This window comes from Xylanibacter sp. (assembly GCF_057607445.1).
Genome location: NZ_DBLZAX010000001.1, coordinates 312,383 through 325,825, shown reverse-complemented (window position 1 = coordinate 325,825; position 13,443 = coordinate 312,383). Strand labels below are relative to the sequence as shown.

Annotated in this window: 10 protein-coding genes; 5 read left to right on the top strand and 5 right to left on the bottom strand. The window is 51.1% G+C overall.

Annotation, left to right across the window (positions count from 1 at the left end):
• The first annotated feature begins 21 nt into the window (after window positions 1-21).
• Both ACZMIG_RS01345 and ACZMIG_RS01340 read left to right on the top strand, forming a co-directional pair.
• On the top strand, window positions 22-2,145 hold the full coding sequence (locus tag ACZMIG_RS01345; RefSeq protein WP_487888888.1) for a TonB-dependent receptor: 2,124 nt from the start codon (window positions 22-24) through the stop codon (window positions 2,143-2,145).
• Window positions 2,132-2,617, top strand: coding sequence for an immunity 51 family protein (locus ACZMIG_RS01340; protein ID WP_487888887.1), 486 nt, complete (start codon window positions 2,132-2,134; stop codon window positions 2,615-2,617). Before ACZMIG_RS01345 ends, ACZMIG_RS01340 begins: the two co-directional genes overlap by 14 nt.
• Before the next feature lie 176 nt (window positions 2,618-2,793).
• Here ACZMIG_RS01340 and ACZMIG_RS01335 read toward each other — a convergent pair whose 3' ends face one another.
• From ACZMIG_RS01335 to ACZMIG_RS01320, 4 genes are all read right to left on the bottom strand, one after another.
• Entirely contained in the window at window positions 2,794-4,101 is a 1,308-nt protein-coding gene (locus tag ACZMIG_RS01335; protein WP_487888886.1) for an MATE family efflux transporter, read from the bottom strand.
• A 142-nt stretch (window positions 4,102-4,243) separates the two neighbouring features.
• Window positions 4,244-5,230 (bottom strand): FecR family protein, encoded by a 987-nt coding sequence (locus tag ACZMIG_RS01330; protein ID WP_482682450.1) that lies wholly within the window; start codon window positions 5,228-5,230, stop codon window positions 4,244-4,246.
• Window positions 5,227-5,739, bottom strand: a complete 513-nt coding sequence (locus tag ACZMIG_RS01325) for a sigma-70 family RNA polymerase sigma factor (RefSeq protein WP_487888885.1) — start codon at window positions 5,737-5,739, stop codon at window positions 5,227-5,229. Before ACZMIG_RS01325 ends, ACZMIG_RS01330 begins: the two co-directional genes overlap by 4 nt.
• A 105-nt stretch (window positions 5,740-5,844) precedes the next feature.
• Entirely contained in the window at window positions 5,845-8,430 is a 2,586-nt protein-coding gene (locus tag ACZMIG_RS01320) for an outer membrane beta-barrel family protein (protein ID WP_487888884.1), read from the bottom strand.
• Between the two features lie 708 nt (window positions 8,431-9,138).
• On the opposite strand from ACZMIG_RS01320, the gene ACZMIG_RS01315 reads away from it, so the two are divergent.
• Both ACZMIG_RS01315 and ACZMIG_RS01310 read left to right on the top strand, forming a co-directional pair.
• Complete coding sequence (locus ACZMIG_RS01315) at window positions 9,139-10,518, top strand: MATE family efflux transporter (RefSeq protein ID WP_482682444.1); 1,380 nt, start codon at window positions 9,139-9,141, stop codon at window positions 10,516-10,518.
• Between the two features lie 186 nt (window positions 10,519-10,704).
• Entirely contained in the window at window positions 10,705-12,681 is a 1,977-nt protein-coding gene (locus ACZMIG_RS01310; RefSeq protein WP_487888883.1) for an alpha-L-arabinofuranosidase C-terminal domain-containing protein, read from the top strand.
• Between the two features lie 77 nt (window positions 12,682-12,758).
• Here ACZMIG_RS01310 and ACZMIG_RS01305 read toward each other — a convergent pair whose 3' ends face one another.
• Window positions 12,759-12,899, bottom strand: coding sequence for a hypothetical protein (locus ACZMIG_RS01305; RefSeq protein ID WP_487888882.1), 141 nt, complete (start codon window positions 12,897-12,899; stop codon window positions 12,759-12,761).
• Window positions 12,900-13,021: 122 nt separating this feature from the next.
• Between ACZMIG_RS01305 and ACZMIG_RS01300 the strand changes: the two genes are divergently transcribed.
• Window positions 13,022-13,219: a hypothetical protein gene (locus tag ACZMIG_RS01300; protein ID WP_021855081.1), complete on the top strand. Its 198-nt coding sequence runs from the start codon at window positions 13,022-13,024 to the stop codon at window positions 13,217-13,219.
• Window positions 13,220-13,443 lie beyond the last annotated feature (224 nt).

The window sequence follows — 13,443 nt, the reverse complement described above, 5'->3', positions numbered from 1 at the left end:
AGACACAAAACAGCATTGCGTATGAAAAGACACAAAATAATAACGACTGCGCTTGCGGCAGCCATGACAGTTGCCGCAGCGCATGCTCAGACCGACACGCTGAAAGTTGACACCACATACAACCTTGGCGAAGTTACGGTTAATGGTATGCGAGTGATAAGCAAGGTAGACCGCCAAATACTTCTGCCGACATCAACAATGAAGAAGCACTCATCGAACGGATACGATCTGCTGAGCAAGATGACGCTCAACGGTATAATGACCGACCCGATTAAGCAGGAAATTAAATCACTGAAAGGCGGAAGCGTGCAGGTACGCATAAATGACGTTAAAGCCAATCAACAGGACATAACAGCACTGAGACCTGACGAGGTTGTAAGGGTTGAATATATCGACAATCCCGGAGTGAGATATTCAGACGGCAGCATGGACGCTGTAATTAACTTTGTCGTAAAGAGAAGATATGCGGGATATGTCGGCGGGTTAGGAACGATGCAGGCCTTCACTACCGGCTTCAACAACAGTAATGCTTACTTTAAGTATAACTACAAGAAATCGGAGTTCAGCATATACTACAACTTCAGCTACCGCGGCTACGACGAGCGCAAGGTGGACAGCGAAAACACATATTTCTTTCCTGACGGAACGCAGCGCCAACGCCAATATTTAGGCTACAACACCAACTTCATGTACACCTTTAATACGGTCCAGCTGGGCTACAACCTTGCCGAACCTGACAAATATACCCTGAACATCAGCCTCAACTATAATCAATACAACAACCCGAACTCAGGCTCAAATCAGCTGGCAAAAGAGACATCAATGCCAGACTTGTATCTGTATAACAAGAGTAAGAACAAAATGTACACCCCGTCGCTCGACATCTACTGGTCGCTGAACCTGCCTAAAAAACAGAACATAACGGCCAATGTAGTAGGAACTTACATCGGCACCGACTACAAATATATGTCGCGCAACTATCTCTTCAACCAGTCGCCAGAGCAGTCGATGCAGGCTGACCCGGTGAATGACTACAGCTATTCTACCACGGGCCGCAAATATTCGCTTATCAGCGAGGCTATATATACGAAGGAATTCAAGAACAAAGTGTTCTCGGCCGGAGGCGAATACACCGTAAGCCACACTGACAACGACTATACAGGAACGGTGAACACGGACGCCATACTCAACTCAGACAATCTTTATCTCTTTGCACAGCTACAGGGAAAACTCGGCATATTCAACTATCAGGTGGGCCTCGGTGCAAACTATCTTGCCATTCATCAGGGCGACATAGGATTCAACAAGTGGACACTGCGCCCGCAGTTAAGTCTTTCGACCAAAATAACCGATAATCTGTTTGTAAGATACTCAGGACGAATAAGCCAGCGTTCGCCTTCGCTCTCGCAACTGAGCGACGTAAGAAACCAGAGCGACGAACTTAACGCAAGCGACGGAAACACAGGACTGAAGCCTTACACTGGATACAGCAACAGTCTTATGCTAAGCTGGAACCGTCCGCTTTTTAACTTCCAGTTGTACGGAAGCTGGTATTATGCGCCCGACATCATCATGACATCTTATATTCCTGAGCTGCAGGACGACGGCACATATCTGCTCATCAGCAAGCCGGAAAACCAGAAGAGCTTCAGTCAGAAGTCTCTCACTGCCTACTTCACTCTGCACGCCATTAAGGACATTCTCAACATTTCACTCTATGGCGACTATTCCAACTACAACAGCCGCGGACTTGACTACTCTCACAATTACCGCTCATGGCGCTGGGGTGGATATGCCAACCTTATGCTGGGCAGATGGAACGTTTCTGCAAGTTTCTACACCGCACCGAAAAGCTATTTTGCCGAATCTATGAGCACGGGCGAAAACCAGTCGAACTTCAGCGTCAGCTATAAATATAAAGACCTCAAAGTGGGACTTGGAGTTTTGTTGCTCGGCTATGCACAAGGTTTCGACTATGTGGGCAAGACAGACAGCAAGTATCTGCAGAGCACTACGCATACATATATCAAGGACAACGGTAACATGATTTACTTAACGCTGTCGTACAACTTCAGCCACGGACGCAAATATCAGACAGAACGTAAGAAACTCAATAATTCAGACAACGATAATGGTATCAGGTAAAAATTTCTTCAGCAAAATTCTTCACGCCTTTAAAGGCAAGACGGAAGAAAGGCCGCAACAGGAGGAAAGCGGCCATACAGACAGCCACAATGCAATGAGCAACAGCGGCGACGGCAACTATGTAAGAATAATCGATGATGGCGACGGTGTGATAAACGTGCTGCTCGAAGTGGAACACGACAAGGTGCTTGAGCTTGGCGATAGATTGGGCGAAATAAATGAAGCAGCCTACATGAACGGATATAACTGGGACGCCCTGATAAGGCATTATCTCAAGAACAACGCACCCGACATACTCGAGGCAATGGACACCGATCCTGAGGCAGGCCTCTATGATGCATACTTCAAGGAGAGCGACGCCAACCGCGACAAGGCCAAGCGACTTGCCGACATGCTGACCTCGCTGATTGACAACGAACAGGAGCTTTGCAGGATAGTGAGGGAAGAAGGCGACAAGATAAACTGGGGATAATTATTTTCTCTACAATTAGCTCCCCCGCGGCAAAGGGTTCATACAAATACAAAGAATGCAGACAGGTCGCACATTCAGTGTGTCTTCTGTCTGCATTCTTTGTTTTTATTCCAAACCGCGTTATGATTTGCGGCTATACATCATATCATTAGCAAAGTCGACAGCGCGCTTCCCGGTCAGGTTGTGCATCCCGTGCGCCGCCTGCGCCATATCACGGTCTGCGCCAGTCCTCTTACAGCCACAAACGCTATGAACGCAAGCCACAGGCCATGGTTGGCCATCGTGAAGCGAAGAGAATAATAAAGGGCAAAAAACGTTACGGCTGCAAGAAACATAGACTGAAGCATGCCACGCGTCATGGTGCAGCCTATGAACACACCGTCCCATACAAACGCCGCCATGCCGGCAACAGGTATTGCCAACGCCCAATAATAATACTCATGCGAGGCCGTCACCACAGAAGGCTCATCTGTAAGTAACGAGAGAAAGGCGTCGCCGCCTATGCCATAAACAAAGGTGAAGCCTACTGCCATACCGGCACCCCACCAGAACAGGCGGCGCACCGTAGAGCCAAGAGCCTCCTGATTGCGCGCTCCGTAAAACTTGCCGCTCAAAGCCTCGCCTGCATAGGCAAAGCCGTCCATAACGTAAGAGAACAGCATATAGAACTGCATGAGCAGAGTGTTAACCGCCAACACTACCTCACCCTGCCACGAACCGGCGGAAGTGAAAAACAGCATTACGGCAACCATGCACAGCGTGCGCAAAAAGATGTCGCGGTTTACCTTGAAGAAATGCGCCATTGCGTCGCGCCGCCATACGCCTTGCCATGAGAAATAACGCCTCAGACGGCGATAATTTACGAAGCAGAGCAGCAGTGCCATCATGAAACCGCCCCATTGGGCAATGAGCGTGCCCAGGGCAACGCCTTCAACCTTAAGTCCGAGGCCGAACACAAGCAGCGTGCTCGCCCCTATGTTTATTATATTCTGCGTTATGGCTATAAACATTGGCACGCGCGAATTCTGCATGCCTATGTACCATCCCGACAGACTGAACAGGCCGAGCATGGCAGGAGCGCCCCATATAAGTATGTTGAAATATATCGAAGCAAGCCTTCTTACCTCGGCAGGCGGCTGCATCACGAGCATTGATGCCTCGCGCAGCGGCACCTGCAGCACGATGAGCGCCAAGGCAACCGCCATGGCTATACCCAAAGAACGGCAGAGCATACGCACCGTTTCGGTAAGGTCGCGCCTGCCGAGAGCCTGCCCAGTCAGTCCGCTAGTACCCATGCGCAGGAATCCGAATATCCAGTAAATCACGTTGAACGTCATGCCGCCCACGGCTATTGCACCTATATACGATGCTGCACCGAGGTGCCCCACTATGGCCACGTCAACCAGTCCCAGCAGCGGCACGGTGATGTTGCTCACTATTGCCGGCAGGGCTATGTTGAGTATCTGTCTGTTTCTGTTATCCATCGTTGTCTGTTTTCTGCTTCACGCACAATACAGCCAATGCTGCCGTATGTGCCGGAGAATAATGTTTTATATTGATATTTACAGCTTTCGGGCTGCAAAGTTACTCAAAAAAACATTAATGCGCAACGAACCGGGCATAATGCTATTTCTGCTCTATGCTTACGCGGCCGTCGGCGTATCTGAACTGTGCCACGCCAAGGTCGTTAAGCGCCTGAAGGACGTCTGCCAAAGAAACCGACCGGGGGAAGTTGAAGTGAATTCGGACAGAAAGCAGACTGCGCGAATGGAACGCAATGCCTACGTTATACCATGATCCTATGTCGTTCATAACATCCTCGAGCCGCGAATCGTCGAAACAGAACTCACCGTGAGTCCATCCTCCGGCAGCTGCAATGTCAGCCTTTTCCACCTTAATGTCACCCTTATCGTCGACAACGGCCTGATGTCCGGGACTAAGCATCCTGCCCTTGCCGCCGTCTTCACTACTTACACTGACACAGCCTTTAAGCAACACCACCGAACTTGCACTGCCATGATAAGAACGGACATAGAACACCGTACCGAGCACCTTCGTACTCATATTTCCGCTCTTCACGACAAACGGTCTGCCGGCATCATGCCTGACGCTGAAGCGTGCCTGTCCTGTAAGTTCAACCTCCCTGACGCCATTCTGTCCAAAATCTGACGGATATTCAAGACGAGAGCCTGAACCAAGCATTACGCGGGAACCGTCAGGCAGAAGGACATCAGACGTAGTGGCCGACGGCGTCTGCACAACAACATTGTCTCCGTCAGCCACACGCGATGTATGCGACGGCAGTTCGGCCATGGCAAATGTCTCAATCACTCCGGCTGAGCCACCAATATCATTCCACGCAAACGCCACGACCAAAGCCACTACGGCAGCAGCTGCCGCTGCTGAAATGAATATGCGACGCAGCCTCAAACGTGAGCCGCCAGCATCGCCATGACGCGCTTCAAACTGCCGCCATGCCTTCTGCGTCTCCTCATCGCCGGGCATATCTCCCAAAGCCTCGCCGAGCATCATCAGCAAACGTTCGTCTTCACCGCTGCCCTCGCCTGCCTTGCGGCTTGTCAAATCCATGTTTCTGACATCATTCTCTTTCATAATCCATCTCCTTTCCCTACAGCCTCACGCAAAAGTTTCAAGGCCTTTGCAATATGTTTTTTCATGGTATCATAACTTATTCCAAGACGTTCGGCAGCCTGACGGCGTGTAAGATGCTCATAATAACATAGGCGCACTATTGAGCGTGCTGGCTCGCCTAACCCTTCAGCCACAGCCTCAACACGCAAAAGCAGCCGCTCGTGGTCGCGATATTCGCTTTCGGCATCTGCCTTTGTTGCCTCAGCCAGCTCTGCCGCCGCACAATTCTCGGTCTTTATGTGCTTCAGTCTGTTAATACAGGCGTTGCGCACACACATATAGAGCCATGAGCCGCGGTCAGCAGGACGCAGCAAGTCGAAGCGCTCCCAAGCCTTCTCCATGACATCGGCCACCACATCGCGCCCCTCGTCGGCATCGCCCGTAAGCTGGACGGCAAACCTGACCAGCTTAGGATAATATTCGCAGAACATACGTCTGAAGTCGTCTTTCTTCTTATCTTTCAACAACATTTTAAAAATCAGTTGACCGCCGTTCATCGCCTTGCACCATTGTGCCAGGAAGCACGGAGACATTTAACGGCCGCAAAGGTAAGCATTATTTTCAACAGACAGCCGCTACAGTCGCTGTTTCTCGCTCTCGCCGGCTCCCTTGCCTTTATATTTTGTCTTGGTGGCGTTGAACGTATAATTTACGCTTATGCCTATGCGCTGCGTGTCTGACCATGTACGGCTGTCGTAGTATGTACGGTCACCATAACCGGTGAAACGGCCGCGCCCCGTATTGAATATGTCGTCGGCAGAAAGGGCCACGCGCAGCGATTTGTCCTTGAAAAATGTCTTTACCACACGCAGACTCACCGTTCCATACTGCTGTTTTATGGTGTAGCTCTGTTTGCCCCTCAGGCCCAGGCGTGCTTTCAGATTCAGAAGCCAGCCGTGGCTAAAGGTCAGACTGTTGTAGAAAACGAAGTCAAAGACGGGACGGTTCCACAAGTAAGGTATGCCAAGAGAGCGCGCGTCAGAGTCATACCAGTCTATCGAAGCCGACAGGCGGGGCTGCCATATTCCGATTTTCGGTGTCAGTTCAACAGACATTCCGTACATATTAGTATAAGGTATGCTTGCCATTGTCTGCAGCATTACGCCCGGATGGCCGTCTTCATCATATGGCTTGAAGAACGAAGTATACATATTGAGTGCATAGTCGTACCATATCGAGAAATTAATCCATCTCCATCCGCCGTCGATTGTAAAGTAGTTATGTTTCTGTGGCACGAGGAGCGGATCGCCGTTACGGTACATATATTTGCTGACATAGCTTGTCGCGCTCGAGAGCATGCGGTAAAGAGGACTAAGTTTAAACAGACGGTAAGCCAGCGAAAAATTCCAGTCGCCATGGCTGTAGTCGACCGATGCCGACGGAATCAGGTCGTTGTACGTAGGGCTTTGCTCTGCCTTCAGCACGCCTGCTTCATAATACTTGGTCCGCTGATGCTCGTAGCGCAATCCGGCACGTGCCGTAAAACGCCCCAGACCGAGAGTATAGTCGACAAATGCCGAATAAAACTGCTGTTGCAGATGGTCGTCGGCATCTGCCGAGAAGCCGCTCTGAGTAAAGCTGTCCTTGCGGTCGGTGAATGTATCTTCCGTGCCAAACGCCACCTCTCCGCCAAGCAACGGGGCTGTTACCACCAGCTTAGCGGCATAGAGAGAATTACGCACGTTATTATATGAGGTAGCGTCCACTTCGTCGTTGTTGGCAGCCACCTGCCAGCTGCGCGAGCATCCGCCCAGATAGTCGGCGTTGAAGTCTATGCTCCACTTGCCGAACGTGCCCGTATAGTATCCGTTGACCGAATGATTCCAGCCGTTGTTCTCAGCCGTCTCCGACTCTGTCTCAATATTGTCATACTCGTCTCCGTCTCGCAACAATATGGTGTTGCCCGTTATATGTGAGCTGCTGTTGGCAAGAGATTTGTCAGCCACATAACGCACGCCGAACGACTGGCGGCTGTCGGGTTCATAGTTGAAGCCCACCTCACCATTAAAGTTAGAATCGTTGCCGGTCTCAATATTGTCAGACATCATCGTCCATACTGACGACGTGTTCATCAGGCTTAGAGTCTGTTTCTTTATATAAAAACTGTTTTCCTTAAAGTTTCCCTTCACAAAGACGTCAAGCCCGCCGGTGCGGTAGTTTAGCGAAAGACCTTCGCGCCCTTCACCTTCATGTCCCTGCGACCATTCGGCATAAGCCAGTCCGCTAAGTCCCTGTCCGCGCAGGCGTATTGTCTTTAACCGTATCACCGCCCCTACATCCGACGAATAGCGAGCACCGGGATTCATTATTATTTCGGCCTGCTGAATCTCCGTGGCGCGCAGCTGTCCGAGTTCGTTCATGTCGCGCACCTTGCGCCCGTTGATGTAAATCTCTGCCCCGCCACGGCCTATCACGCTGAAATTGTCGCCGTCGCCTGTAACGAAAGGCAGACAGCCAATCATGTCGGCTGCCGAACCCATCATGGAAAGCGGCGTGCCCGCAACGTTGGCCACAATGGTGCTGCCCCTGCGCTCCACCATCGGGCGTGACGCCTTTACTTCTACACCTTTAAGCATCATGGCGTCTTCCTTAAGGGTTATGCTGTTTTCCTGACGGCATGGCACGATGACAGTGGTGTAACCTACAAAAGACACGCGGAGCAGACAGTCTTTCTGCGGCATTGAAGGCATGGCAAAAGTGCCGTCGGCTTCCGTAACACATCCAGAGATATACGACTTATCGCCGGAAGCCAGCATGACAACATTGGCATAAGCCATGGGCTTACCATTTTGGTCGGTCACACGGCCGCGCACACTGACGCTGCGCTGGCGCGACTCGCTGTACTGCACAACGAAGTAAGCATTGCGCTCAACAAACGCAAAGGGCTTGCCGCTGAGCAGGATGCACAGGGCCTCCGCTTGTGTCTTGTTTACCACCGTGGCCGTAACTCTGAAACGCTCCGTCTCCTTATATGTAAACAGAATGCTCTTTCGGCCTGCTTTCTCGAGCCGCTTTAATGCTGACGGCAGTGGTTCGTCGGCAAACTTCAGCGTAATAAGCCTCTTGTTATTTTCTCCGGCATAGCTTATGTTTAAGCAAAAAGCCATGAGGCACAGCAGCAACGGGAGTCTTATGTTTACAATAGTTTTATAAATAGCCATAATTCTTTGTCTTTACTTCTAATACAACCCAAGCACCGAAATGGGTATAGTATGCATGTCTTTTTATCAGTATTTAACATTTTAGGGTGTTTAGTGCATTTTCAAAAATGCCATATCTACCCTTCTTCCACTTTTATGACACATAAAAGACATGAAGTAACCATAATCTAATCTGCCGACAAGACTGCATACGCAGCTGGATTTTGTAAATAAAACGGATTAATTCCGTTCACTTAACGCTCTCAGAACAGCGGTGCCGGACAAGGATTGGTCTTCAGACCGAAAAATTGCGCATTTTCAGGTATTTTAGTTAAATCATTGAATGATAGGCATTTATGGGGTTCTCTCAACAAAAAGTCAAAAGTTAAAAAACATTACTCGGCCGTTTACCGGTCAAAAGTGGTGCATTTACGATGCAAAAGTGGGCTATTTGTAATGCAAAAAGCCTCAACTTTAAAGGCAAAACCATGCTTTTTAGGACCAAAAAGAGGACTAAACGTAAATGAAAGTTAATAAAGTAACAGTTTTAAGCGGCGCAAATTAACATCCTTTGCACATCGGTTTTCTATTTCAGAAAAAACTTTTGTCCTGATATTTTACCATGTCTTTAAATGCCATGAAAATGCCATTTATTCTTTTATCCAATCATGTCATACTTTAAATTTTATTGATTACCTTTGTATGAATGTTTTAAATCAACAGCTAAAAATGAACAACGGCGAAGACCTTACACGGGGCAAAATAACACCTACTCTGCTGCGCTTCACACTGCCGATGATGGCAGGGGCGATGATGCAGCAGTGCTACAACATTGCCGATACGCTCATTGTGGGGCGCTTCATCGGTGCTGAGGCGCTGGCGGCCGTCGGCTCGGCCTACACGCTTATGGTGTTTATCACGTCCGTGATGCTCGGCCTGTCGATGGGCAGCGGCACGGTGTTCTCGCTAAAGTTCGGCGAGGGCAACATGGCAGGTCTGAGGCAGAGCGTGGCGGCAAGCCTGCTGCTTACGGGCGGAATAACCGTTGTGCTGAATGCCGCGGCATATATCTGGATTGACGGCACGCTGCGCCTGCTGAGCGTTCCGGCTGATGTTTATCCGCTGATGCGCAGCTACCTTATGATAATATACGCCGGCATAGCGCTGTCGTTCGTCTACAACTTCTGCGCGTCGCTGCTGCGTTCTGTGGGCAACAGCCGCACTCCGCTGTGGGTGCTGGCTGCGTCGGTTGTGCTCAACGTTGTGCTCGACCTCGTTCTCGTGCTCCTTTTCGGGCTCGGCATTGAGGGCGCTGCGTGGGCAACGCTCATATCTCAGGCTGCGGCAGCAATAGGCATAACGGCATATATACTGAAGACGCGCCCAGAACTGATTCCGCGCCGCAAGGACATGGCTGTAAGCCGGGCAACGCTCGGCGAGATAGCTACATTCTCGTCGCTGACTTGCGTACAGCAGTCGGTGATGAACTTCGGCATACTTATGGTGCAGGGCCTTGTAAACAGCTTCGGCATGGCTGTGATGGCGGCATTTGCGGCTGCCGTAAAGATAGACTCGTTTGCGTATATGCCTGTACAGGAGCTGGGCAACGCTTTCTCGACCTTCGTGGCGCAGAACTTCGGCGCATCCAAACGGGGACGCATACGCCGCGGAGTGAAGCAGGCTCTGCTGATGACGACAGTATTCTCGCTGGTGGTGTCAGCGGCAGTCTTTGTGCTTGCCAAACCACTGATGATGATATTCGTGGACGGTTCGCAGCATGACATAATATCCATCGGCGTGAGATATCTGCGCATAGAGGGAGCCTTTTATGTAGGCATTGGCGTGCTGTTTCTGCTCTACGGCTACTACCGCGCCATTAGGATGCCGGGCATGTCTGTGGTGCTGACGGTGCTGTCGCTTGGTCTGCGCGTGGCGCTCGCCTATGCCTTGTCAGCCGTTCCGGGCATAGGAGTAGACGGCATATGGTGGTCGATACCTATAGGATGGGCAGTGGCAGATGCCGTAGGCATGCTCTACTACGGCAAGACGCTCAGGCGCATCTATGCCCGCAGGGGCAATGCCGCTCACGCCATGACTGTCAGGACTTAAAGCCTTCAGCCCTTAATGCCGGCCGAAGCAGGGGTATGCCACTGCCGCATACTGCGCAAGAACAGAGGAACGGACAAGAAAAAGTGTAATTTATGCACTTTTTACTTTGTTTTTTGCTACATATAAATATTTTTGACTACATTTGCAGCACTTTAAACTTAAACAATATAACATTATCTTTACAACATGAACTTAAGACTGATTGCGGGTGCTGCGGCACTTGCTGCGGCGCTGACCTCATCGTTTGCCCAGCCGCGCGTGATGGACGTCGACACGGGCAAAAACGGCGCCCCCATACAGAAGACAATGTATGGCATTTTCTTTGAGGACATCAACTATGGTGCCGACGGCGGCCTTTACGGCGAAATGCTGGTAAACCGCTCGTTCGAGTTCAAACAGAGCCTGACAGGATGGACAACCTTTGGCAACGTCAACGTGAAAGACGACGGCCCCTTTGAGCGCTGCCCTCACTACGTTGAGCTGGCATGGCCGGGACACGCAGACCGTCTGACCGGAATGCAGAACAGCGGCTACGGCGGAATAAGCCTAAAGCAGGGCGAAGACTACAGACTGACGCTGTGGGCAAAGGCAGCCGAGGGCGAAGGCGGCATAAAGGTGGAACTTATAGACCAGCTGACCGACAGCGAACCTCAGGCCTTCGTAACACAGGAACTGAAGATAACATCTGGAGAATGGAAAAAATATGAACTGATAATGAAGTCGCCCAAGAACGACACAGAAGCAAGCCTGCGCATCCTGCTCAGCGGCAAGGCTCCGGTGTGTCTCGAGCACGTAAGCCTCTTCCCCGTAAAAACATTCAAAAACCGCAAGAACGGCATGAGGGCCGACCTGGCTCAGGCATTGGCCGACATGCACCCGGGCGTGTTCCGCTTTCCGGGCGGATGCATCGTTGAGGGCGCCGACCTGCAGACACGCTATCAGTGGAAGAACACGATAGGCCCCGTAGAGAACCGCCCCGTGAACGAAAACCGCTGGCAGTATGCCATGAAGAGCCGCATCAGTCCCGACTACTATCAGAGCTACGGACTGGGCTTCTTCGAATATTTCCAACTGTCTGAAGACATTGGTGCCGAGCCGCTGCCTGTGCTCAACGTGGGCATGGCATGCCAGTTTCAGAACAAGGACGACAGCGCCAACGTGCCTATGAGCGAGCTACAGCCATACATACAGGACTGCCTCGACCTCATTGAGTTTGCCAACGGCGACACCACCACTACATGGGGACGCAAGCGCGCCGAGATGGGGCATCCCGCACCCTTCAACCTTAAATATATAGCCGTGGGCAACGAGCAGTGGGAAGAGCCTTACTTCAAGCGTCTGCCGCCGTTCGTCAAGGCTATACGCGAGAAATATCCCGACATAAAGATTATAGGTACATGCGGACCGGCGCCCGAGGGCGAGATGTTTGAACACGGATGGAAGGCCATGAGAGAGATTGGTGTCGACCTCGTAGACGAACACTACTACAAATCGGAAGAGTGGTTCCGCAACAGCAGCATGAGATACGACAGCTACAGCCGCAAAGGCCCGAAGGTGTTTGCCGGCGAATATGCCTGCCACGGCGACGGAAAGAAATGGAACCATTATGAGACATCACTATATGAGGCTGCCTTCATGACCGGACTGGAACGCAACGCCGACGTGGTGCTCATGGCCACCTACGCTCCGCTCTTTGCACGTGTTGACGCATGGCAGTGGCGCCCCGACCTGATATGGTTCGACAACGCACGCATGTTCAAGTCGGTAAGCTACTACGTACAGCAGATGTATGCCTGCAACAAAGGCACCAACGTGCTAAAGCTGACCATGAACGGTAAGCCTGTGGCAGGACAGCAGGGACAGGCCGGACTGTATGCCAGCGCAGCAGCAGACAACGGTGACGGCTCGGTGATTGTGAAAGTTGTGAACACAGGCAAGACCACACAGCCCGTGAGCGTCAACCTTAAAGGCATGAAGGGCGAAAGGACGGCACAGACAACCACACTGACCTGCACCGACATGGATGCCGAAAACACTTTAGATGAGCCCGAAAAGATTGTACCTAAGACGGGCACGCTTACATGTAAGGCAGGCAAAAAATGCACTGTGATTGAGGACGAGATTGCCCCGATGACCTTCAGAGTATACAGGATAAAGAAATGACAGAAGCGACGCCCGGCTCAGGCTCATGGCTAACAAAGGCCGCAGCCGGGCGCATAAAAAGGACATAGAGCAGCAGGCTACGCAGGCAGGACAATGCTCACAGCAACATTATACCTGACATGCATGGCTGTATAACGCCTGACTCCGGCAGACAACTGGCAGAGAGCAGCACATGGCTCTGCTCCACCGCTGTCTGCCGGAGTTTTGTTTATATCCATGATGCCATAAAGTAATGGCTACAAGACTACAAAGCACAAATATTTGACAGTTTTTCTGTCTCCGGCATTAAACCAACAGCCATGCTGCAACGTCTTATTATTAAGAAACAAAAACTTTTACCATGAGAAAGACAATAATAATCGCTACAATCGCACTGTTCATCGGCTTAGGCACGACATCGTGCGTAACGACACGCCCTCCGCACGGGCCGCATCCCAAGCACGTCAATCACAAGCCGCCGAAACCGCCAAAGAAGAAAAAGCATAAGCACCCGAAACCGCCTAAAAAGGACGAACCGCCACACGGATACTGGCACTGACAGCAGTCGAAGACTCCACGACCTGACCGTCACTGCGCAGCAAGGCGCATTATGCAGCAAAGCATACGGCAGCAAGCCACACCGCATACAACAAGCCCCTGACCTTTACATAGGCCGGGGGCTTGATGCATATAGCCAATCAGCGCCTTCCGCAAACCGATGCGGAGAGCACGGATGCAGGGAAAAGCACACATCAATAAAGGCATAAGGCACTAAACAACGAT